A 21,421-nucleotide genomic window follows, 5' to 3' on the forward strand; every position below is an offset into this window, starting at 1 on the left:
CGGTCACCTGCTCGTTCGGTCGGCGGCGGTGTCACCGGCCTCGAGCGATGACCGTTCGGCCTCCTGGGCGCTCCTCCGCTCGTCCCTGCGGGTCTTCATCAGGCTGGCGACCGCGGTGATGACCAGGACGCCGATGATCACCGACAGGGAGAGCGGGATGCCGATGGTCGGCACGCTGAGCGGCTCACCGCCGTTGATGAACGGCAGCGTGTTCGTGTGGAGCGCCTCGAGGATCATCTTCACGCCGATGAAGCCGAGGATGACCGCGAGTCCGATCGACAGGTAGACCAGGCGCCGCAGCAGACCGCCCAGCAGGAAGTACAGCTGGCGCAGGCCCATCAGCGCGAACGCGTTGGCCGCGAAGACCAGGAACGGCTCCTTGGTGAGCCCGAAGATCGCGGGGATCGAGTCGACCGCGAACATGATGTCCGCCGAGCCGATCGCGATCATCACGATGAACATCGGGGTCGCGAACCGCTTGCCGTCGATCTTCGTGAAGACGTGGCCGTGGTGGTAGTCGTCGGTGACGGGGAAGAGCTTGCGGGCCCACTTGGTGACCCGGTTCTCCTCGTACTCCTCGCCCTCCTCGTGGCCGATGCCCGAGCCGGACAGCTTCACCGCGGTGTAGACCAGGAACGCGCCGAACACGTAGAACACCCAGCTGAACTGGGAGATCGCCGCCGCGCCGACGGCGATGAAGACGCCGCGGAAGATCAGCGCCAGCAGGATGCCCACGAGCAGGACCTTGTGCTGGTGGATCTGCGGCACCTTGAACGCCGACATGATCACCAGGAAGATGAACAGGTTGTCCACCGAGAGCGAGTACTCGGTGATGTAGCCCGCGAAGTACTCACCCGCGTGCGTGCCGCCGGAGAACATCCAGATGCCGATGCCGAACAGCACCGCGCAGGCGACGTAGAAGGTGACCCAGCGCGCTGCCTCACCGACGCCGACCTCGTGTGGCTTGCGATCGACGATCACCAGGTCGATCGCAAGTAGCACGAGGAGGCCGCCGATGGTGGCAAGCCAGATCCACACAGGAATGTTCATCCAATGAACCTCCGGTTCAACGGTTCGTACCGACAACCGGAGGTCTCTTCCGCAGGTCTACCGCCTGCCGGGGACGCCGGGACCACAGTCCGTGCTGACGACGCCGCCGCGAAGGAATACTCCCCTCCAACACACCCATTGTCCGGGCCCTGACCGGTATGCACCAGTCGGGACGGTGTTGTCGAACATCACATTCGGGCGATGTGGACCAATCGGGCAAGGGTTCTCAGCCACTCTCAGGAAGCGTCCAATACTTTCTCAGCGTGCCCCGAATCCCACGCCCGAAACCTCGCTGGGTCGCCACCGGGCTGGTCGCCGTCCTCGTCGCCGCGGGCGGCCTGGTCTGGCTGAACAGCGGTGACGACCCCGCCGAGGTCCACGCGCGCGAGCTGACGCTGACCGGCGCCCAGGGTCCCGGCGACCCCGCCCCGGTCAAGCTCGACGCCACCCTGTACCTGCCGGAACAGACGCCCGCGCCCGCGGTCATCGTGGCCCACGGCTTCGGCGGGTCGAAGAAGAGCGTCGACGGCGACGCCCGTGAGCTGGCCCGCCGCGGCTTCGTCGTGCTCGCGTACTCGGCACGCGGGTTCGGGCGCAGCGAGGGGCGGATCGGGCTGAACTCGCCCGCCTACGAGGTGGCGGACGCGTCGAAGCTCGTCGACTGGCTCGGCGAGCGGCCCGAGGTCACCCAGGACGGCGACGGCGACCCGAAGGTCGGCGTGACCGGCGGCTCGTACGGCGGTTCGCTGTCGCTGCTGCTCGCGGGCACCGACAAGCGGGTCGACGCCCTCGTGCCGACGATCACCTACAACGACCTGAGCCAGGCGCTCCTGCCGAACTCGGCCACCACCGGCGACACGGTCCCCGGCACGCCCGCCGCCAACGCGTTCGCGGAGAACGGCGTGTTCAAGCGGTCGTGGGCGGGCATCTTCTTCGCCTCCGGCGCGGGTGGCGCCGGCCTCGCCGACCCGCAGGCGGACGCGGTGGAGGAAGGCGACGAGGACGACGACATCGACATGCCGTCCGGTAACACGGGCGGCACGGGTGGCACGGACTCGGGCGGCACGGACAGCGGCACGGACAGCGGCGCGAGCGGCTCCGGCGACAGCGCCGGCACGGGTGCGAGCGGCGCGCCGGCCGAGGCCCAGCCGGGCGGCGGGTCCGGACAGCCAGGACAGCCAGGACAACCGGGCGGGCCGGGCGCGGGGCAGCAGGCGGGCGACCCGTGCGGGAAGTTCCGCCCCGAGTTCTGCGCCGCCTACGCCGAGGTCGCGACCACCGGGCGGGCGAGCGAGCAGACCGTGAAGCTGCTGCGGTCGGTCTCCCCCATGCAGGTGACCAGGAACATCACCCAGCCGACGATGCTGGTCCAGGGCGAGCAGGACACGCTGTTCGGCCTCGACCAGGCCGACGCCAACGCCCGGCAGATCGCCGAGGCGGGCGGCAAGGTGAAGGTGGTCTGGTACACCGGCGGCCACGACGGCGGCCGCCCCGGCCCTGAGCTGCGGAGCCAGATCGCCGACTGGTTCGACTTCCACCTCCGCGGGAAGGGCAGCGACCCCGGCGAGGGCCTGTCGTACGCGGTGCAGGGCGCGCTGCGGGTGCAGGGCGCCCCGTCCGTGCGGACCGTCAGCACCGGCACCTACCCCGGCCTCGCCGGCGCCGCCGCCACCGAGCGCCGCGGCGTGCCGGTGTTCGGGCCGGAGCAGACGATCGTCAACCCGCCGGGCGGCAACCCGGCGTCCATCAGCAGCCTGCCCGGGCTCGGGTCGATCATCGGCAGCTCGTCGCGGCTGGTCGGCCGGGTGTCGATCGACCTGCCGGGGCAGGCGGCGCAGTTCCAGAGCCGCCCGCTCCAGTCGCAGTTGCTGATCGCGGGGTCGAGCACCGTGCGGCTGCGGGTGTCGGCGGTGCCGGGTGCGGCGCCGCCCGCGACCGAGGGCGCGGTGCTGTTCGCGAAGCTGTACGACGTCAGCCCCGACGGCACGCGGGTCCTGCCCGGCTCGGCGGTGTCCCCGTTCCGCATCCCGGCGCTGCCCGCGGACGGCTCGCCGGTCGAGGTGACCGTGACGCTGCCGGGCATCGTGCGGCCCATCGAGACCGACCGGTCCATCGCGCTGGTGGTCAGCACCACCGACCAGGCGTACGCGCCGTCCGTGCAGGCGGCGGCGTACCGGGTGGCGGTCGCCGAGGGCGCGGCGGTCGAGGCGCCGGTCGTGTCCGGCACCCGCACCGGCAACGGCGTGCCCGCCGGTCCGCTCGTGGGGATCGCGATCGTGCTGGGGCTGGTCGTGGTCGCGGCGGTCTGGGGCGCGTTCCGCAGGCGCCGCGCGACGGACGTCGACCCGGAGCTGACCGGCGTGCCACTGGTGATCGAGGGGCTGTCGAAGAAGTACCCGGGCGGCGTGACCGCGGTGAACGACCTGTCGTTCCGCGTCGAGGCCGGTCAGGTGCTGGGCCTGCTCGGCCCGAACGGCGCGGGCAAGACGACGTCGCTGCGCATGCTCATGGGGCTCATCCAGCCCACCGGCGGCACGATGAGGGTGTTCGGGCACAAGGTGTACTCCGGTGCGCCGGTGCTGTCCCGGATCGGCTCGTTCGTCGAGGGCGCCGGGTTCCTGCCGCACCTGTCCGGGCAGGCGAACCTGGAGCTGTACTGGGCGGCGACCGGCAGGCCGCCGGACAAGGCGCACGTCGAGGAGGCCCTCGAGATCGCGGGCCTCGGCAAGGCGGTGCACCGGAAGGTGCGGACCTACAGCCAGGGCATGCGGCAGCGGCTCGCGATCGCGCAGGCCATGCTCGGCCTGCCGGACCTGCTGGTGCTCGACGAACCGACCAACGGGCTCGACCCGCCACAGATCCACCAGATGCGTGCCGTCCTGCGGCGGTACGCGTCGACCGGGCGGACCGTGGTGGTCTCCTCGCACCTGCTGGCCGAGGTGGAGCAGACGTGTGACCACGTGGTGGTCATGCACCAGGGCAGGCTCGTCGCGTCCGGCCGGGTCGAGGAGATCGTCGGCGGCAGCGGCGAGGCGACGTTCCGGGTGGACCGCCCCGACGACGCGGCGGACGTGCTGCGCGGCGTGGACGGCGTGTCCGAGGTCGAGGTGGAGGGCAACCAGGTCCACGCCGACCTCGACGGGATGCCCAGGTCCGCGGCGCTGGCCAAGCTCGTCGGCGCCGGTGTCGCGGTGGAACAGGCAGGCCCGCGGCGGCGGCTCGAGGACGCGTTCCTGCAGCTGGTCGGAGAGGAGACGTCCCGGTGACCGAGAACGGTGTGCATACCGACGAGGCCGCCATCGAGCAGCTCGCGGACGCGGCGTCGCACGAGGAGCACCGGGTGCAGGCGGACGGCTCGGTCGCGGGGTACCGCGCGAGCCGGACGCTGCGGCTGCGGGTCGAGCTGGTCCGCCAGCTGCGGCGCCGCCGCGTGCAGCTGGTGCTCGGGTTCCTGGTGCTGCTGCCGTGGATCCTGTGGGCGGCGTTCGAGTTCGGCACGGACACGAGCGAGAACCGGTCCGGCGGGTTCGTCGACCTGGCGACGTCGTCGGCGCCGAACTTCGTGGTGTTCGTGCTGTTCGCGGTGTCGAGCTTCCTGCTGCCGATGATCGTGGCGCTGTTCTTCGGCGACACGATCGCGTCGGAGGCGTCGTGGTCGTCGCTGAAGTACCTGCTGGCGATGCCGGTCCCCCGGCACCGGCTGATGCGGCAGAAGGCGATCGCGTCGGGGCTGCTGTCGTTGTTCGCGATCACGCTGCTGCCCGCCGTGGCGCTGCTCGTGGGCGTGATCTTCTACGGCACCGGCGAGGCGGTCAGCCCCACCGGTGACGCGATCTCGTTCTCCGACTCGATGCTGGCGCTGCTGTTCACGGTGCTCTACCTGGCCGTGCACCTGCTGTGGGTGGCCGGGCTGGCGCTGTTCCTGACGGTGTCGACGGACGCGCCGCTGGGCGCGGTCGGCGGGACCGTGCTGGTGGCGATCCTGTCGTCGATCCTCGACCAGATCACCGCGCTGGAGGGGCTGCGGAACTACCTGCCGACGCACTACGCGTTCGCGTGGTCGGACCTGATCTCCACGGACGTCGACTGGTCGAACATGGCGGCGGGCGCGTTCTCGGCGGTGGCGTACGCGGCGTTCTTCGGGTTGCTCGCGGCACGCCGTTTCCGCACGAAGGACATCACGTCCTGACATGATCGCGGCATGATCTCGCAGGCATGCCTCCGGTGTGGGGAACGCCAGGAGCTGGTCGTCGACATCGACCTGCGCGGCGTTCCCCACACCGCGTCCGGCCACGACACCGTGCACGACTGGGACATCGTGCTGGCGTGCACCGGCTGCGAGTTCGGTGAGCTGCGGATCTTCTCCCACGACTGCTGGTCTCACTACGAGGACGAGGACTGGGACATGGAGTGGTCCGGTCAGCTCGACGCGGCGACGCTCGCCCTGCTGCGGCGGGCACTGGCGGACTGCCCGGACACGTCGGACCCGGCGTGCGGGTGCGCGGCACACGTGTCGCTGCGGGAGACCGCCGCCCACACCCACAAGCAGCGCATCGACCGCAACGTCGTGCGCGAGGGCGAACGCCCGTTCAGCAAGGTCGTGCTGAACGACGACGGTGTGCCCAGGTTCGTGCGCTGACCGCACGGGGTAGTCCTCCCGCATGGGCAGGCCCGTGCACTTCGAGATCCACGCGACCGACCCCGAACAGGCGAAAGCGTTCTACGAGAACGTGTTCGGCTGGCGGATCGAGCGGTGGGGCAGCGAACCGTACTGGACGATCAGCACCGGCGAGGGCCGGGGCATCGACGGTGGCCTCCTGGCACGCAAGGGACCCCCGCCGGCGGCCGACGCCCCGGCCGGTTCCTTCGTGGTCACGATCGAGGTGGCCGACCTGACGGCGACCACGGCCGCCATCGTCCAGCACGGCGGCACGATGGCCACCGGCACCCAGACGATCCCGAACGTCGGCTGGCTCGCCTACTGCGCCGACCCGGACGGCAACCTGTTCGGTGTGCTGCAGCCCGGCAACTCGGCGTCCTGACCGTTCGCCTTCGTCTGGTTGTCTGATCCGGTTCGTGCGCTGTCGGGGATCGCCGTGGTCGTGGCTCGGGGCGGCCGTCTTCCGCCGCTGACGGCGCACCCCGAGCGTCAGCGGCCCTTGCGGCCGCGCAGGTAGTCGCTCACCACGGCGGCGCCCAGGCCGTCCAGGTCGGGGGCCACCACGCGGCCGCCGCTGCGGCGGGCGATCAGGTCCACGAACTGTGCCAGCCGAGGGTCGTCGCCCAGCATGAACACCGTCACCGACGCGCCCAGTTTCGCCAGGGCGTCGACTTCCGCGACCGTCTTGCGCAGGGTCCTGGGCAGGGGCGGCCACGAGAACTCCGCCTCGCCGTCCGGTTCCAGGTGGGCGGTCGGCTCGCCGTCCGTCACCACGAGGACCACCGGCTGCGCGTCCGAGTGCTTGCGCAGGTGGCGACCGGCGAGCAGGAGCGCGTGGTGCAGGTTCGTGCCCTGCTCCCACACCCCTTCGAGGCCGACCAGTTCCGGCAGCTCCACCGACCGCGCGTGCCGTCCGAACGTGATGAGCTGCAACGCGTCCGTGCGGAACCGCGTCGAGATCAGCTGGTGCAGTGCCAGCGCGGTGCGCTTCATCGGCACCCACCGGCCGTCCTGCACCATCGACCACGACGTGTCCACGCACAGCGCGACCGCCGCCCGCGTCCGCTGCTCGGTCTCCACCACCTCGACGTCCACGACGTCCAGCGACACCTCGCCGCCCGCCGACCGCAGGACCGCGTTGCGCACCGTCCGCGACACGTCCCACGGGGCGGTGTCGCCGAACTCCCACGGCCGGCTGGCCCCGGTCGGCTCCCCTGCGGCGCCCGACAGCGCCGAGTCCCGCTGCCCCGTGTTGCGCGCGGTGGCCAGCACGTCCTTCAACGCCGTCTGCCCGAGCCGCCGTAACGCCTTGGGCGACAGGCGGAGCGAACCGTCCGGCGCGCGTTCCAGCAGGCCCTGGTCCCGCAGCTGCTGCTCCAGCTGGGCGAGCCGCCGGGCGTCCACCCGCGCGTCGTCACCCAGCTGGCGCTCCAGCGCCTCCAGGTCGATGTCCTCCAGCCGCGCACCCGGGTACGACTGCGACAGCTGCTCCGCCAGCGCGTCCAGCTCCGCGAGGTCGGCCATCGCCTGCGCGCCCTCGCCCATGCCGAGCGGCTGGTCGCCGCGGAACCGCGCCGACCCGGTCCAGTCCTCGCCGGGGCGCAGCGCACGCAGGTTCTGGTCGAGCGTCGACACCTGCTCGAGCAGGCGGGGATCGCCGAACGCGGACGCCATCAGCTCCGACAGCTCCGCCCGCTGCTGCTCGGACATCGAGTTCATCATCCGCTGCGCGGCCGCGGCGCGGGCCGCCAGCGCGTCGATCAGTTCCTCGGTGTCGCGCGGGTTCTCCGGGAAGAACTCGCCGTGCTTGCGCATGAAATCCTGGAACCGCTGGGTGGTGTCGTCGCCGCGCAGGTGGGACAGCAGCAGGTCGTTGAGGTCCGACATCATCTGCCGGATCCGCTCGGTGTCCTCCGGGCGCATGTCCTGCAGGGCCTGCTTCATGCCCTGGAACCGCGACTCCATCAGCTCCTGGCCGAGCAGGTTGCGGATCTGCTCGTACTTCTCGCGTGCCTCGCCGGAGCGCCAGTCGTACTCGGCCAGCTCCCGCACCGCCGCGGCCGTGCCGGACGGCAGCGCGTCGAGCTGCGCCTCCCGGAACCGGGCGTCGTCGTCCGGGTCCGGGAACAGCGCGGACTTCTCCGCCGCCACGGCCTCGTCGAGCAGCTGCCGCACCTGCTGCAGCGTGCCGTCGAGGTTGTGGCGGCGCTGGATCTGCGACCGCCGCTCCCACAGCCGCCTGGTCAGCTCGTCCAGACCGGCGGTCTCCCTGGTGCCGCGCCGGAGCAGCTCCTCCAGCGCGGACCGGGGCGACCGGCCGTCCATGACGTCCCGCCCGATCGCGTCGAGGGCGTCCCGCAGGTCGACCGGTGGCGCGAGCGGGTCGGGACCGTCGTAGTACTGGCCATAGGTGAACCGGCTCATGGCCCGTAGACCGTCGTTCCCTCGTCGGAGTCCTTCGCGAGCTTGCGCCGCAGGTACAGCGACTCCAGCGCCAGCTCGATCGCGGCGGCGATGCGGCCCGCGCCGTGGTCGGGCTTGACGCCGAGCCTGGTGGCGACCTCGTGCAGCACCGGCAGCTCGGGCAGTGCCGCCAGCACCTCGCTGCCCGGCACCCGCTCACCGGTGGCGACCAGGTGCCCGTCCACCACCGCGTCGACCAGCGGGCGCAGGTCCAGCCCGGCGAACCGGTCCTTGGCGGTCTCGGCGACCGCGCGGCGCAGCAGGTGCACCAGGTGCTCGGTCTCGCGACCCTCCTCACCGGACTCGAACTCGAGCTTGCCGCGCAGCACGGCGGGCACCGACTCGAGGTCGATCGGCCGTGCCACGGCCGGGTGCTCGTCGATCAGCGCGGACCGGCGCAGCGCGGCGGCCGCGACCGTCTCGGCGGCCGCGACGGCGAACCGCGCGGACACCCCGGAGCGCTGGTCGATGGCCGACGACTCGCGCAGGTTCCGGACGAACCGGGCCAGCACCTCGAGCAGCTCGTCGCCGACCTCGGCGACCAGGCTCGCCTCCTGCTTGATGACGTCCACCTCGGCGGCGACCGACAGCGGGTAGTGCGTGACCACCTCGGCGCCGAAGCGGTCCTTCAGCGGCGTGATGATGCGGCCGCGGTTGGTGTAGTCCTCGGGGTTGGAGGTGGCGACCAGCAGCACGTCGAGCGGCAGCCGCAGCGTGTAGCCGCGGACCTGGATGTCCCGCTCCTCCATGACGTTCAGCAGCGCCACCTGGATCCGCTCGGCCAGGTCGGGCAGCTCGTTGATCGCGACGATGCCGCGGTGCGCCCTCGGTACGAGTCCGAAGTGGATGGTCTCGGGGTCGCCGAGCGTGCGGCCCTGCGCGACCTTCACCGGGTCGACGTCGCCGATCAGGTCGCCGACGGACGTGTCCGGGGTGGCGAGCTTCTCCGCGTACCGCTCGGACCGGTGCCGCCACGCGACCGGCAGGTCGTCGCCCAGCTCGGCCGCGCGGCGGCGGGACTCGGGCGTGATCGGGTCGAGCGGGTGCTCGCCCAGCTCGGACCCCGCGATCACGGGTGTCCACTCGTCGAGCAGGCCGACCATGGTGCGCAGCAGCCGGGTCTTGCCCTGGCCGCGCTCACCGAGCAGCACGACGTCGTGGCCCGCGATGAGCGCGCGCTCCAGCTGCGGGACGACGGTCTTGTCGAAGCCGACGATGCCGGGCCACGGGTCACGTCCCGCGCGCAGCGCGGCCAGCAGGTTGTCACGGATCTCGGTCTTCACGCTGCGCGGCAGGTGCTCCGCGGCGCGCAGCTCTCCCGCGGTGCGCGGGAGGTTCTCGGGTGGGGTGGGTACAGCGCCTGTCACCGTTACGACGCTACGCACGTTGCGCCGATCAGTCGACGTGGAGTGACTCCAGGAGGCCTTGACTGCCGGTCACCGGCGGTTAGGCTCCCTCTCGGAGCGCGCACGGGGAGCGCGCCGCGACTCGCCGGAAGGCTCGAAGCCACCCCGCAGGACGTTCAGTTCCGGGTGGCCCGTGCGAGTCCGGGTCAGCGAGTGAGGTGCTCCCGTGAAGACACTCCCCGACAACCCCGACCTCGGTCATCTCAAGCAGCAGGCCAAGGACCTCCTGGCGGGCCTGCGTGACAGCGACCCCGCCACCTCCCTGGCCACCGCGCAGAAGGCGCTCGCGGCGCAGTACGGCTTCCGCACGTGGACCGACCTCAAGGCCGAGGTGGACCGCACCGGTGGTCGCGCGGCCATCGCCGGCCCGGCGCTGGCGCAGGCGATCGCCGACCGGTACGACCTGGGTGCGGTGACCGGCCCGATGCGGTCGCTGGCCCGCCCGGACGAGTCGGGCCGCGCGTGGTCGCTCGAGACGGACCGCGGCCGCTGGGTGGCGCGCACGATGGACACCTGGTGGCCCATCGTGGACGTCGAGACGAGGTGGCGCTGCAGGAGGCGGCCGCGGCGGCCGGTGTGCTGCTCCCCGCGCCGGTGCGCGACCGGGACGGCCGGATCGTCGCCACGGTCGACGGGCACGAATGGCGCGTCTGCGTGTGGGCGCACTCCCGGCCACCGATGGCGGCGCCCGCGGGCGCCGCCGTCACCAGGCAGGTGGGGACGATCCTCGCGACCATCCACGGGCTGGCCATGCCGGTCGACCGCGTGAGCCCGTGGCACGAGCTGCGCCTCTCACCGGTGACCTGGGCCGAGCTGGCGGAGCGGGCCGCCGCCGAGCGCGTGGCCTGGGCACCCGCGCTGACCGCCGCGGTCCCGGTGCTGACCGGGCTGGAGACCGTCGGCGCGGGCGTCCCCGCGCCTGCGCCGGTGCTGTCGCACAACGCCATGGGCCCCGGCCAGGTGCGGCGCGGCCAGAACGGCAGCCTCGTCGTGCTCGGGTGGGAGCACGCGGGTGGCCAGCCGCCCGCGTGGGAGCTGGCGATGGCGCTGATGGACTGGACCGTCGACCCCGGTGGCGGCGTGAACGTCGCCGGTGCCCGCGCTCTCGTCGAGGGCTACCGCGAGACCGCGGGCACGCTGCCGGACCTGGACGTCGCGGCGTTCCGCGGCGCGGTCACCGGCCTCGCGAACTACGTGTCCGGGCTGGTCGACCGCGCCATGACCGTCACCAGCGACGAGGACCGGCGGTACGCGTCACGCAGCGTCCGGCATGTGCTGGCACACCTGCCGAGCAGGGCCGCCCTCGAACGGCTCGTCGCGGTCACCCGCTGACGTCACTGGTGCTCGTGGTCGCCGTGCCGCGCCTCGTCGCGCGCCACGCGGAACAGGACCGTCTCGACCACGTTCAACGCGATCAGCAGCGCGCTGAGCACGCCGAGCGTGGCCAGCGCGGGCAGGTTGGCGACCACGGGCACCAGCGCGACGAGCACCACCGCGACCCCGAGCCGGTAGGACTTGACCGCCCGGAAGCAGCGCCACGCGAACCCGACGTGCGCGAGGAGGTAGAGCGAGACACCGCCGTACAGCGCCCACAGCGGCGCCCCGTACAGCGGGTCCGACAGCGCGTGGTGCTCGGTGTCGCCCACGTAGGTGAGCACCTTCTTCATGCCCAGGGCGAGCATCACGATGCCGACCATCATCGGCAGGTGCAGGTAGGTGAACGCGGTGCGCGCCATGGCGACCCGGTGGTCACCCTTCGCCGCGGCCAGCGCGTGTTCGCCGAGGATCGCGGCGGTGTCGAAGTAGGCCCACCACAGGCTCGCCGACACCGCGAGGCCCAGCGTCGCGGCGACCACGATCGGCCACGAGATGGCCAGGTGGGTGACCCCCACACCGATGGCCACGATCGACTCGCCGAGGGCGATGATCACCATCAGCCCGTGCCGCTCCGCGAAGTGCCGGGCCGAGTTGAGCCGCCAGCCGCGGGCGCCGATGGCGAGCGTGCCGCCGTAGTCGGCGACCACGGCCGCGAGCCACAGCAGCAGCTGCGCGTCGCCGGACGTGTTCGCCGCCAGCAGGAGCAGGACCGTGCCGCCCGCCATGGTCGGCGCGAACCGGCCGACCTGGCGGCGCAGCACCGGGTCGTCCTTGCTGATCACCCAGAACAGCAGGACGTGCACCAGCCGCAGCACGAGGTAGGCGAAGGCGAACACGGTGGGTCCCCACAGCCCGCCGTCGATGTCGTCGAACGCCTCGGGAATCGCGAGCGCCAGCAGGAACATCGCCGCCATGGCGACGAGCAGTGTCACGCGTGCGATGCCCTCGTCGGCCTTGACCAGGTTCGACACCCACGAGTAGCCGACCCAGCACCACCAGACGACCAGGATCAGCAGCGTGCCCTTGAGCAGGCCCCTGCCGGTCGGCTCGCCCGCCATCAACGCGGTGATCTGCGTCAGCGCGAAGACGAAAACCAGGTCGAAGAACAGTTCCAGCGTCGTCGCGCTGCCGGACTCCCGTAGCCTTTCGACCCGTACCCGGGCTGGTTGTGCCATGCCGGACAGTCTCGCCCATCGAACGGCCGACCAGGAAGGACGACACGAGGATGGCGCTCGAGCTGAAATGGGACCCCGCGCCATCGGACTGGAACGACGCGCTGCGGGCGGTCTACCCGGTCTACCGGTGGGCGCCGTGGTTCGCGCTCGGGCTGGCCGTGCTGTCGGTCGTGCTGCTGTTCGCGGGCCAGCCGATCCCGGGCGGTTTCGGGCTGATCTGCGCGGCGGTCATCGTGGCGCTGCCGGTGCTGGGCGTGCGGAGCCAGTTCCGCCGCAACCCGGTCGCGGCCGCGACCGTGACCGCGACCGTGGACGCCCGGTCGTTCCGCATGATGACGATCGACGGCACCGCCTACACGGACCTGCGCTGGCAGACGATCGCCGGCTGGGTGGAGACCAAGCACAACTTCGTGCTGCGCACGGGCGAGGCCGCGCTGTTCCCGGTGCCGGGCCGCGCGTTCGGCACGCAGGAGGACCTGGACGGCTTCCGGGACCTGCTCGAGGACCAGCTCGGAGCGCCGTCCAGGCGTTAGATCACCGCCCCGAAAACCAGCCCACCATCGTCGCGTAATCTTCTTGTCGTGTCATCCCCCAGCGCGACATTGGCGGTGTGGAGCTCAGCCTGGCTGAGTGGCGCCGCTGCCGCCGACGATGTGCTCGACGCCCTGCAGGACTGGGCCGAGTTCCACGAGGTGGTGGCCGCGGACGAACAGCTCGCCGCCACCCTCGAGATCCCTGTCAAAGGCACCGCGGGCGGGTCCCCCGCCGCCATGCTCGCGGCGCTGCGCCGGTCCGGTGCGGTGAGCGCCGAGCTGGTCATGCCGGTGCCCGGCGACGTGCGCGGCCTCGGCGGCGCGGGCGAGTTCGCCGCGCACGCGTTACGCGTCGGCGAGGCGGTGGTGCTCAACGGTCTCGGCGCCGTGCCGGAGAAACTCGGCAAGAAGGTCGACACCGGCATCATCCGCTGGACCGTGTACGAGGTCGAGCGCTCGGTCCCCACCCCGAACGTGCCGATCGGCGAGGCGGAGCACGAGCTGACCGGCGCCATGCGCGTCGCGGCCGGCATGCTCGTCGAGCTCGGCGTCGCCAAGAAGCGCGCCGGCGTCCGCGAGGAGCTGCAGGCCCGCGTCGCCGAGCGCACCAAGGCCTCGTGGCCCGCCGGCATGCCGCAGCGTGCGCTGCGCGTGCTGCAGCGCGCCGCGGAGGTGGCGGCGATCCTGGAGCTGGCGATGGAGGACGAGCCGGGTGGCGCGTTGTCCGCGTCGGCCGCGCTCAAGCGTGCCGAGGCCCTGCGCCCGCTGTTCCAGGCCGTCCGCACGGCCCGCTGCGCGGCGGTCGCCGACGCGGTCCGGGCGCTGGACGTCACGGATGCCCATTGAGCGAATGCTCATTGAGCGGAGGCTGCACCAAGGGATCCGGGACGGCAGCGTCACGGTGATGTTCCGCCGCTGGAAACGGCGGCAGGTCACCGCGGGCCACACGTACCGGACCGCGGCCGGGCGCGTCGTCGTGGACGAGGTGACCGAGGTGGCACCGAGTCGCATCCGCAGCGCCGACGCCCGGGCCGCGGGTTACCCGTCCGTGGCCGCCGCGGTCGCCGATCTCCGTGGCACGCCTGGGGATCCGGTGTTCCTCGTGCGCCTGCACATGGCCGGCGACGAGGACCCGAGGGCCGCGCTGGCGTCGGCCGCCGAGTTGTCCACTGAGGACATCGCGGAGATCACGCGCAGGCTCGAGCGGCTCGACCGGGCGAGCACGCACGGCCCGTGGACGGACGAGACGCTCGACATCATCAGGCGCAGACCCGCCGTCCGGGCCGGTGATCTCGCGGCCGAGCTGGGCCGCGAGATGCTCCCGTTCAAAGTGGACGTGCGCAAGCTGAAGAACCTCGGCCTGACGCTGAGCCTGGAGGTCGGCTACCGCCTGTCCCCGCGCGGCGCGGCCTACCTGGCCGGGCGCTGAGCGGGTTCGCAGCAGCCGACCGCGCAGGGCGCGCCGTTGACCGTGCAGCCCGCCACCGTGAAGTCCGACAGCTTCCGCACCGGCGCGCCCGACAGGTGCTCCCGCACCAGCTCCACGACCAGCTGCGCGAACCGGGGGTCACCGCTCGGCGCGATCGCGCGCGCGAAGCCCATGCCCAGCTCGGCCGCCTTCTCCTTGGCCTCGGTGTCGAGGTCCCACACGACCTCGAGGTGGTCGCTCACGAACCCGACCGGGCACAGGAGCACCGCCGGGACTCCCTTGGCGTGCAACGCGTCCAGGTGGTCGAGGATGTCCGGCTCCAGCCACGGCACCTGCGGCGGCCCCGACCGGGACTGCCACACCACGTCGTACTCGGCGATCCCCAGGTCGGCGGCGACCAGCCGGGCCGCCTCCGCGATCTGCCGCGAGTACCGGTGCCCGCCCTCGTCCGGCGGGCCCGCGGCCTTGTCCGCCGAGACCGGGACCGAGTGGGCCGTGAACACGAGCCGGTACTCGCCACCGATCTCCGCCGCGGCCGTGCGGACCGCGTCGGCGTACGCCGCGACGAACAGCGGGTGGTCGAAGAAGTGCCGCAGCTTCGTCAGCTCCGGCGCGTCCGCCCCCACCGCCGCGCGGGCGCGCACGATGTCCTCGTCGTACTGGCGGCACGCGGAGTACCCGCCGTACGCGCTGGTGGGGAACACCAGCGCGGAGCGCACCCCGTCCCGCTTCATCTGTTCGACGGTGTCCGCCACCATCGGGTGCCAGTTGCGGTTGCCGAAGTACACCGGCAGGTCGATGCCCTGGGCGGCCAGCTCGGCCTCGACGGCGGCGATCGCGGCGCGGTTCAGCGCGTTGATCGGCGACACGCCGCCGAAGCCGAGGTAGTGCTGTTCGACCTCGTCGAGCCGCTCCGGTGGCACGCCGCGGCCGCGGGTCACGTTCTCCAGGAACGGCCGCACGTCCTCGGGCTTCTCGGGCCCGCCGAACGACAACCAGAGCAGCGCGTCCATCACTGGCCCGTCGCGTGCACGCCGCCGTCGACCCAGATCATCGAACCGGTGGTGGCGGGCAGCCAGTCCGACAGGACCGCGCAGATCGACTTCGCGACCGGGGTGGCGTCCTCGGCGTTCCAGCCGAGCGGCGCGCGGTCGCCCCAGCCGTCCTCCAGCTCGTTGAAGCCGGGGATCGACTTGGCGGCCATGGTCTTCACCGGGCCCGCCGCGACCAGGTTCACCCGGATGCCCTTCGGCCCGAGGTCACGCGCCAGGTACCGGTTCACCGACTCGAGCGCGGCCTTCGCGACACCCATCCAGTTGTAGGCGGGCCACGCGACCCGCGCGTCGAAGTCCATGCCGACGATGGAACCGCCGGGGCCCATCAGCGGCAGGCAGGCGACGGCGAGCGACTTGAACGAGTAGGCCGACACCTCGATCGCGGTGGACACGTCGTCGCGCGGCGCGTCCAGGAACGGCGCGCCGAGGCAGGTCTGCGGGGCGAACCCGATCGAGTGCAGCACGCCGTCGAGGCCGTCCACGTGCTCGCGCACCCGGTCGGCGAGCGAGTCGAGCTGCTCGTTGTTCTGCACGTCCAGTTCGATCACGGGCGCGGGCTGCGGCAGCCGCTTCGCGATCCGCTCCACGAGGCTCATGCGGCCGAAGCCGGTCAGCACGACCGACGCACCCTGTTCCTGCGCGACCTTGGCCGCGTGGAACGCGATCGAGGCGTCGGTGATGACACCGGTGATGAGCAGTCGCTTGCCTTCGAGCAGACCCGTCACGAAACCGTCCTCCTGGGGCTGATCAGATCCGTTGCGGGGACAGTCTGTCAGTGCCCCATGCCGAGGCCGCCGTCGACCGGCAGGACCGCCCCGTTGACGTACGCGGCGGCGTCGGAGGCGAGGAACGTGACCGCGGCCGCCACCTCGTCGGCCTGCCCGTAGCGGCCGGCGGGGACGCTCGCGAGGATCGTCTGCTTGCGCTCGTCGGACACCGCGTCGGTCATGTCGGTGGCGATGAAACCCGGGGTGATCACGTTCGCGGTGATGTTGCGGCCGCCCAGCTCGCGGGTGATCGAGCGGGCCACGCCGATCAGGCCCGCCTTGCTGGCCGCGTAGTTCACCTGGCCGGGGCCACCCGCCATGCCGACCACGGACGAGATGAAGATCATCCGGCCCCAGCGGGCCTTGAGCATGGCGCGGGTCGCGCGCTTCGCGACGCGGAACGCGCCGGTCAGGTTGGCGTCGAGGACGCGGGTGAACTGCTCCTCGGTCATCCGCATCAGCAGCGTGTCGTCGGTGATGCCCGCGTTCGCGACCAGCACCTCGACGGCGCCCTGCTTCTCCTCGATCTCCTTGAAGGCGGCGTCCACCTGCTCGGCGTCGGTGACGTCGCAGCGCACGCCGAACAGGTCCTCGGGCGGCGGCTTGCCGCGGTAGGTCACCGCGACGTCGTCCCCCTGCGCGGCGAACGCCCTGGCGATCGCCAGGCCGATCCCCCGGTTACCCCCTGTTACCAGTACTGAACGGCCCACCGTGCACTCCTTGCGCGAACAACTGCCAAACCGGACGCCAGGCTATCCGGCCGGTCGCGGGCGGTTCTCGCCGACTCCACCGGGATGTCAGCGAGAACACCCTCAGGGCAGGCGCTGTCCGATGACCAGGGCGCTGGCCGCGGCCACCAGTGCGGCGAAGGTGCCGAGCATCAGCCACGGCTTGCTCGCGTCCGCGTTCTTCGTCTCGTACCCGATCTGCTCACCGAGCGTGTCGTACACCCGGTGCAGCTGGTCCGCGGTCGCCGCCTTGTAGAACTCGCCGCCGGACAGCTCCGCGATCTCCTTCATGGACTCGTCGTCCACCGGCACCGGCTGGCTCTTGCCGTCGATGGTGACCTCGCCGTCCGTGGTGCCGAACGAGATCGTGGAGACCGGGATCTTCTGGTCCTTGGCCGCGCGGGCGGCGGTGAACGCGCCCCTCGGGTCGTCCCCGTCGTCGGTCGGGACCGTCTGCTTCCCGTCCGTCATCAGCACGATGCGGGCCGGGGGCGCGCCCTGGGCGCCGCCGACGATCTGCGCGAAGCCCTCGATCGACTGCAGCGCCGCGAAGATCGCCTCGCCGGTCGCGGTGGACTCGGCCAGCTTGAGGTTGTCGATGGCCTTGGACACGCTCGTGCGGTCGGTGGTCGGCGACACCATCACGCTCGCCGTGCCCGCGAACGAGATCAGGCCCAGGTTGATGCCCGGGGTGAGCCCGTTCGCGAAGTCCTTCGCCGCGTCCTGGGCGGCCCGCAGCCGGGTCGGCCGCACGTCCGTGGCCTCCATGGACAGCGACACGTCGATCACGAGCATCACGGTCGCCCGGTTGCGCGGCACCCGCTGGGTGTCGGTGGGCCCCGCCATGGCGGTGGTCAGCAGCATCAGCGCGATCACCAGCACCACGGGCGGGAGGTGCCGGACCCAGCTCTGCCGCTTCGGCGCCACCTTCTCCAGCAGCGCGAGGTTGGTGAACCGCATGGTGCGCTTGCGGCGCATCCGCTGCACGACGACGTACCCGGCGACGATCGCGGCCACCGCGATCAGCAGCAGGAACCACCAGGGTGCGGTGAACCCGCCGAAGCTGAGACCGAACATCAGGCGACCCCTCCCCCTGACCAGCGCCGCTTGCGGGCGACGACGAAACGCACGGTGTCGGCGATCCAGTCCGAGTCGGTGCGCAGCACCAGGTGCCCGGCGCCCGCGCCGCGGATGGCGGCGGCGACCCGCGCCCGGTGCTCGGCGGCCGCCGCGGCGAACTCGCGGCGCAGCAGCGCGGACGCGTGCACCTCGCGCTGACGGCCCGACTCCGGGTCGGACAGCACGACCGTGCCCACCTCGGGCAGGTCGACGTCGCGCGGGTCGAGCACCTCGATGGCGATCAGCTCGTGGCGGGTGGACAGGCCGCGCAGCGGGCGCTGCCAGTCGATGTCGCCGAGGAAGTCCGAGATCACCACCGCGAGCCCGCGCCGCCGCGGCGGGCGGCGCAGCTGTTCCAGCGCGTCCCGCAGGTCACCCCGGGTGCCCTCGGGCGCGCGCGGGGTCTCGGCGAGCCTGCGGACCAGGCCGCGGGCGTGCGCGAGCCCGCCGCGGGCGGGCACGCGGGTGGTCTTCTCGCCGGTCGCGATGACCGCGCCGATCCGGTTGCCGCCCCCGCCGGTCAGGTGCGCGATCGCGGCGGTCGCGGCGACCACCAGGTCCCGCTTCTCGCAGGCGGCGGTGCCGAAGTCGAGGCTCGCGGACAGGTCGGCGACGACCCACGTCTCCAGCTCGCGGTCGGCGACGGTCTCGCGGATGTGCGGCTCGGTCGTGCGTGCCGTGACCGCCCAGTCCATCCGGCGCACGTCGTCGCCGGGCTGGTAGACCCGGGCCTCACCCGGCTCGGAGCCAGGCCCCGGCACGAGGCCGAGGTGGTTGCCCTGGAGCAGCCCGTCGAGCCTGCGGCGCACGTCCAGTTCGAGCAGCCGCAGTCCGTGCTCCATCCGGTCCCCTTGCAGGATCGGCGGTGCCCACTTCGGCCGCTCCTTCTCGCGTGACAACTACCGGCCCACCCCGACTGGCGGCGGCTGCACCCCACCCGACTGCGGGCGGGCCGAGACCTGCGGCAACGGCACGGTCTGCAGCACGCGGGACACGATGTGGTCGATCGGCACGCCGTCGGCGAGCGCGTCGTAGGACAGGACCAACCGGTGGCGCAGCACGTCCGGCACCACGTCCACGACGTCCTGCGGCAGCACGTAGTCGCGGCCGCGGATCAGCGCGAGGGCGCGGGACGCGGCCACGATGCCGAGGCTGGCGCGCGGCGAGGCGCCGTAGGCCACCCAGCCCGCGACGTCGGCCAGGCCGTGCTCGGCCGGGGTGCGGGTCGCGAGGACCACGCGGACGGTGTAGTCGACGAGCGCGTGGTGCACGAACACCCGCGCGGCCACGTCCTGGAGGCGGACCAGCTCGGCGGGGGTCAGCACCTGCGAGGGCTCCGGCGGGGTCACGCCCATCCGGTAGACGATCTCGCGCTCCTCCTCGGCCGTCGGGTAGTCGACGATGATCTTGAAGAGGAACCGGTCGCGCTGCGCCTCCGGCAGCGGGTAGACGCCCTCGTTCTCGATCGGGTTCTGCGTCGCCAGCACGAGGAACGGGTCGGGCATCGGGAAGGTCTGGCCGCCGATCGACACGTGCCGCTCGGCCATCACCTCGAGCATCGCCGACTGCACCTTCGCCGGCGCGCGGTTGATCTCGTCGGCGAGCACGAAGTTCGCGACCACCGGCCCGAGCTCCACGTCGAACTTCTCACTGCCCTGCCGGTAGATCCGGGTGCCAAGGATGTCGGCGGGCACGAGGTCGGGGGTGAACTGCACACGGGTGAACGACCCGCCGACGACCTTCGCGAAGGTCTCCACGGCCAGCGTCTTCGCGACACCGGGCACACCCTCGAGGAGCAGGTGCCCCTTGGACAGCAGGCCGACGAGCATGCGCTCGACCAGCCGGTCCTGCCCCACGATCACCCGCTTGACCTCGAACACCGTGCGTTCGAGCAGCTGTGCGTCCCGCGCCGGGGTGCTGGCGGGCGCCTCGCCCGCCGATCCGTTCACCGACTCCGCCGGCTCGGTCACTGACCAACCTCCTCGTGAAGCTGTACTTCTCCGGCTACCAGGCAACCCGATCAGCGGTGTGACGGCTGTGAACTGCCGCTCGTTGTCGGTGGCCGGGCGCATACTCCGGCCATGGCGTACGACACCGACCTGGCCGACCGGATCCGCGAGCTGGTCGCGACCGAGCCCGGCCTCGACGAGCGCCGCATGTTCGGCGGCCTCGCGTTCCTGATCAACGGCAACCTGTCGGTGGCCGCGAGCAGCAGGGGTGGCCTGCTGGTGCGCGTGCCCCCGGCCGAGACGGACGCGCTGACCGGCGACGACCGCGTCGAGCCGATGGTGATGGCGGGGCAGCCGCGCCGCGGCTGGCTGCACGTCGCGGCGACCGCCGACGACGAGGGCTGGGTCGAGGAGTGGGTGGCGCGCGGTGTCACCTACGCCCGGTCGCTGCCCGCCAAGCGCGGCCGGTGACGCGCTGCTCCGACCGCGTGAACCTGCGCGAACGAACGGCGGTTGCGGAGGCCGGTGCGGGGACGGCGGGTGCAAGCTGTTCGCCGTAATGGTGCCCAGGAGCCGTGACGATGACAGCAACCACCACCCCACCGCGGTCCGCCCTGTTCGAGACCCGCGACTCCGACCTGGCAGGCGAGTTCCTGACCGGCGCGTTCGGCAGCAGCATCCGGCCGTCGGGCCGCAAGGCGGGCTACTTCCTCCGCGTCAACCGGCTGACGGCCCCCGCGTTCGCCATCGACGACCTGGCGCAGTCCGACGACATGGCCTACGACGTGGAGTACCTGCCGACGCTCGCGGTCGTGTGGTCCCACACCATGAACATCGACTTCCGCTCCGAGCGCACCGACTACCGCTTCGGCCCCGGCGACGTGTTCCTCAGCAGCAAGGCCGATCCCCCGGCCCCGCACTGGACGCGCATGCACAGCGGCGGTCTCCACATCGCGTCGATGCCGTTCCCGTTGCTCGGCCAGGTCGCCGCCACGGCCGAGACACCCCGTCCCCAACCGCTCCGCTTCGCCGACCTGCTCCCCGCGAGGGCGAACGCGGCGCGGCAGCTGACCGCGACCATCTCCTACCTCGCCACCAGCCTGCGGGACCGCCCGGAGGTCATGGCGGAACCACTGGTCGCGGGCGCGGCGGGCCGGTTGCTGGCCGCGACCGTGCTGAGCACGTTCCCGAACACCGCGCTCGTCGACCCCACGATCGAGGACCGGCACGACGCCCACCCCGCCACGCTGCGGCGGGCGCTCGCGTTCATCGAGGACCACGCCGACCAGGACATCTCGGTCGCCGAGATCGCGGCCGCCGCGCGCGTGACCATCCGGGCCCTGCAGTACGCCTTCCGCCGCCACTGCGACAGCACCCCGATGGGCCACCTGCGCACGGTCCGGCTCCAGCACGCGCACGAGGAGCTGCTGGCCGCCGACCCGACCGCCGGGGCCACGGTCACCGGGATCGCCGCGCGCTGGGGCTTCTTCCACCCCGGCCGCTTCGCCCGGCAGTACCGCGCCGTCTACGGCCGCCCACCGCACGAGACCCTGCTCCGCGGCGCGTGAGCTCGCGGCCCTGTGCACGACGGTGTTCCGCCGCCCGGCTCGTGCTGTCGCCGGGGACAACGCGGCGGCCCGGGCCGCCGACATGGGCGGGGTCGGTCAGCGGAGGCGGAGATGCCATGAGCCTGTTGGCGACCCGGCGCGA

Annotated in this window: 20 protein-coding genes and 1 pseudogene; 11 read left to right on the forward strand and 10 right to left on the reverse strand. The window is 72.2% G+C overall.

Going from position 1 to position 21,421, the window contains the following annotated elements; genetic code table 11:
* Positions 1-3: 3 nt before the first annotated feature.
* A complete protein-coding gene (locus ACYQ77_RS21885) occupies positions 4-1,050 on the reverse strand; it encodes a TerC family protein (RefSeq protein ID WP_459714139.1) in 1,047 nt (348 codons plus the stop codon).
* Between the two features lie 263 nt (positions 1,051-1,313).
* Here ACYQ77_RS21885 and ACYQ77_RS21890 point away from each other — a divergent pair, with 263 nt between their 5' ends.
* The 4 genes from ACYQ77_RS21890 to ACYQ77_RS21905 are packed head-to-tail and all read left to right on the forward strand — an operon-like array spanning position 1,314 to position 6,092.
* Positions 1,314-4,316 (forward strand): alpha/beta fold hydrolase, encoded by a 3,003-nt coding sequence (locus ACYQ77_RS21890; protein WP_459714141.1) that lies wholly within the window; start codon positions 1,314-1,316, stop codon positions 4,314-4,316.
* Complete coding sequence (locus ACYQ77_RS21895) at positions 4,313-5,239, forward strand: ABC transporter permease (protein ID WP_459714143.1); 927 nt, start codon at positions 4,313-4,315, stop codon at positions 5,237-5,239. The genes ACYQ77_RS21890 and ACYQ77_RS21895 overlap by 4 nt, the downstream gene beginning before the upstream one ends.
* Before the next feature lie 12 nt (positions 5,240-5,251).
* A complete protein-coding gene (locus tag ACYQ77_RS21900; protein ID WP_459714145.1) occupies positions 5,252-5,689 on the forward strand; it encodes a hypothetical protein in 438 nt (145 codons plus the stop codon).
* 22 nt (positions 5,690-5,711) lie between these two features.
* The gene (locus tag ACYQ77_RS21905) at positions 5,712-6,092 is read left to right on the forward strand and encodes a VOC family protein (protein ID WP_459714146.1); all 381 of its coding nucleotides are present in this window, start codon (positions 5,712-5,714) and stop codon (positions 6,090-6,092) included.
* 107 nt (positions 6,093-6,199) lie between these two features.
* Here ACYQ77_RS21905 and ACYQ77_RS21910 read toward each other — a convergent pair whose 3' ends face one another.
* A complete protein-coding gene (locus tag ACYQ77_RS21910) occupies positions 6,200-8,134 on the reverse strand; it encodes a vWA domain-containing protein (protein ID WP_459714148.1) in 1,935 nt (644 codons plus the stop codon).
* Positions 8,131-9,540, reverse strand: coding sequence for a sigma 54-interacting transcriptional regulator (locus ACYQ77_RS21915; RefSeq protein ID WP_459714149.1), 1,410 nt, complete (start codon positions 9,538-9,540; stop codon positions 8,131-8,133). The genes ACYQ77_RS21910 and ACYQ77_RS21915 overlap by 4 nt, the downstream gene beginning before the upstream one ends.
* A 205-nt stretch (positions 9,541-9,745) precedes the next feature.
* On the opposite strand from ACYQ77_RS21915, the pseudogene ACYQ77_RS21920 reads away from it, so the two are divergent.
* Together ACYQ77_RS21920 and ACYQ77_RS21925 are read left to right on the forward strand one after the other, a co-directional pair.
* Positions 9,746-10,018 (forward strand): annotated as a pseudogene (locus ACYQ77_RS21920) (glyoxalase superfamily protein); the annotation flags it as partial.
* A 77-nt stretch (positions 10,019-10,095) separates the two neighbouring features.
* A complete protein-coding gene (locus tag ACYQ77_RS21925; protein WP_459714152.1) occupies positions 10,096-10,911 on the forward strand; it encodes a phosphotransferase in 816 nt (271 codons plus the stop codon).
* 2 nt (positions 10,912-10,913) lie between these two features.
* Here ACYQ77_RS21925 and ACYQ77_RS21930 read toward each other — a convergent pair whose 3' ends face one another.
* Positions 10,914-12,131 (reverse strand): low temperature requirement protein A, encoded by a 1,218-nt coding sequence (locus tag ACYQ77_RS21930; RefSeq protein WP_459714154.1) that lies wholly within the window; start codon positions 12,129-12,131, stop codon positions 10,914-10,916.
* A gap of 50 nt (positions 12,132-12,181) precedes the next feature.
* Between ACYQ77_RS21930 and ACYQ77_RS21935 the strand changes: the two genes are divergently transcribed.
* From ACYQ77_RS21935 to ACYQ77_RS21945, 3 genes are read left to right on the forward strand one after another with little or no spacing between them, the layout of a single operon-like run.
* On the forward strand, positions 12,182-12,664 hold the full coding sequence (locus ACYQ77_RS21935; RefSeq protein WP_459714156.1) for a YcxB family protein: 483 nt from the start codon (positions 12,182-12,184) through the stop codon (positions 12,662-12,664).
* Positions 12,665-12,712: 48 nt separating this feature from the next.
* Positions 12,713-13,510 (forward strand): hypothetical protein, encoded by a 798-nt coding sequence (locus ACYQ77_RS21940; protein ID WP_459714158.1) that lies wholly within the window; start codon positions 12,713-12,715, stop codon positions 13,508-13,510.
* A gap of 4 nt (positions 13,511-13,514) precedes the next feature.
* Positions 13,515-14,093, forward strand: a complete 579-nt coding sequence (locus ACYQ77_RS21945) for an ASCH domain-containing protein (RefSeq protein ID WP_459714160.1) — start codon at positions 13,515-13,517, stop codon at positions 14,091-14,093.
* Here the strand turns inward: ACYQ77_RS21945 and ACYQ77_RS21950 are convergent.
* The 6 genes from ACYQ77_RS21950 to ACYQ77_RS21975 form a co-directional block, all read right to left on the reverse strand.
* Positions 14,075-15,106 carry a ferrochelatase gene (locus ACYQ77_RS21950; protein ID WP_459714161.1) on the reverse strand — a complete coding sequence of 344 codons (1,032 nt, stop codon included), beginning with the start codon at positions 15,104-15,106 and terminating at the stop codon, positions 14,075-14,077. The two genes, ACYQ77_RS21945 and ACYQ77_RS21950, sit on opposite strands and share 19 nt — an antisense overlap.
* Positions 15,106-15,873: an enoyl-ACP reductase FabI gene (fabI, locus tag ACYQ77_RS21955; RefSeq protein ID WP_459714163.1), complete on the reverse strand. Its 768-nt coding sequence runs from the start codon at positions 15,871-15,873 to the stop codon at positions 15,106-15,108. The genes ACYQ77_RS21950 and fabI overlap by 1 nt, the downstream gene beginning before the upstream one ends.
* A gap of 47 nt (positions 15,874-15,920) precedes the next feature.
* Positions 15,921-16,625 (reverse strand): 3-oxoacyl-ACP reductase FabG, encoded by a 705-nt coding sequence (gene fabG / locus ACYQ77_RS21960; protein ID WP_459714164.1) that lies wholly within the window; start codon positions 16,623-16,625, stop codon positions 15,921-15,923.
* A gap of 102 nt (positions 16,626-16,727) precedes the next feature.
* Positions 16,728-17,720, reverse strand: a complete 993-nt coding sequence (locus ACYQ77_RS21965; RefSeq protein WP_459714166.1) for a VWA domain-containing protein — start codon at positions 17,718-17,720, stop codon at positions 16,728-16,730.
* The gene (locus tag ACYQ77_RS21970; RefSeq protein ID WP_459714168.1) at positions 17,720-18,604 is read right to left on the reverse strand and encodes a DUF58 domain-containing protein; all 885 of its coding nucleotides are present in this window, start codon (positions 18,602-18,604) and stop codon (positions 17,720-17,722) included. The genes ACYQ77_RS21965 and ACYQ77_RS21970 overlap by 1 nt, the downstream gene beginning before the upstream one ends.
* Positions 18,605-18,661: 57 nt before the next feature.
* Positions 18,662-19,732 (reverse strand): AAA family ATPase, encoded by a 1,071-nt coding sequence (locus ACYQ77_RS21975; RefSeq protein WP_459714170.1) that lies wholly within the window; start codon positions 19,730-19,732, stop codon positions 18,662-18,664.
* A 111-nt stretch (positions 19,733-19,843) separates the two neighbouring features.
* Between ACYQ77_RS21975 and ACYQ77_RS21980 the strand changes: the two genes are divergently transcribed.
* The gene (locus ACYQ77_RS21980) at positions 19,844-20,182 is read left to right on the forward strand and encodes a TfoX/Sxy family protein (protein WP_459714172.1); all 339 of its coding nucleotides are present in this window, start codon (positions 19,844-19,846) and stop codon (positions 20,180-20,182) included.
* 110 nt (positions 20,183-20,292) lie between these two features.
* The gene (locus ACYQ77_RS21985; RefSeq protein ID WP_459714175.1) at positions 20,293-21,279 is read left to right on the forward strand and encodes an AraC family transcriptional regulator; all 987 of its coding nucleotides are present in this window, start codon (positions 20,293-20,295) and stop codon (positions 21,277-21,279) included.
* The last annotated feature ends 142 nt before the right edge of the window (positions 21,280-21,421 follow it).

This window comes from Actinophytocola sp. KF-1 (genome assembly GCF_054661535.1).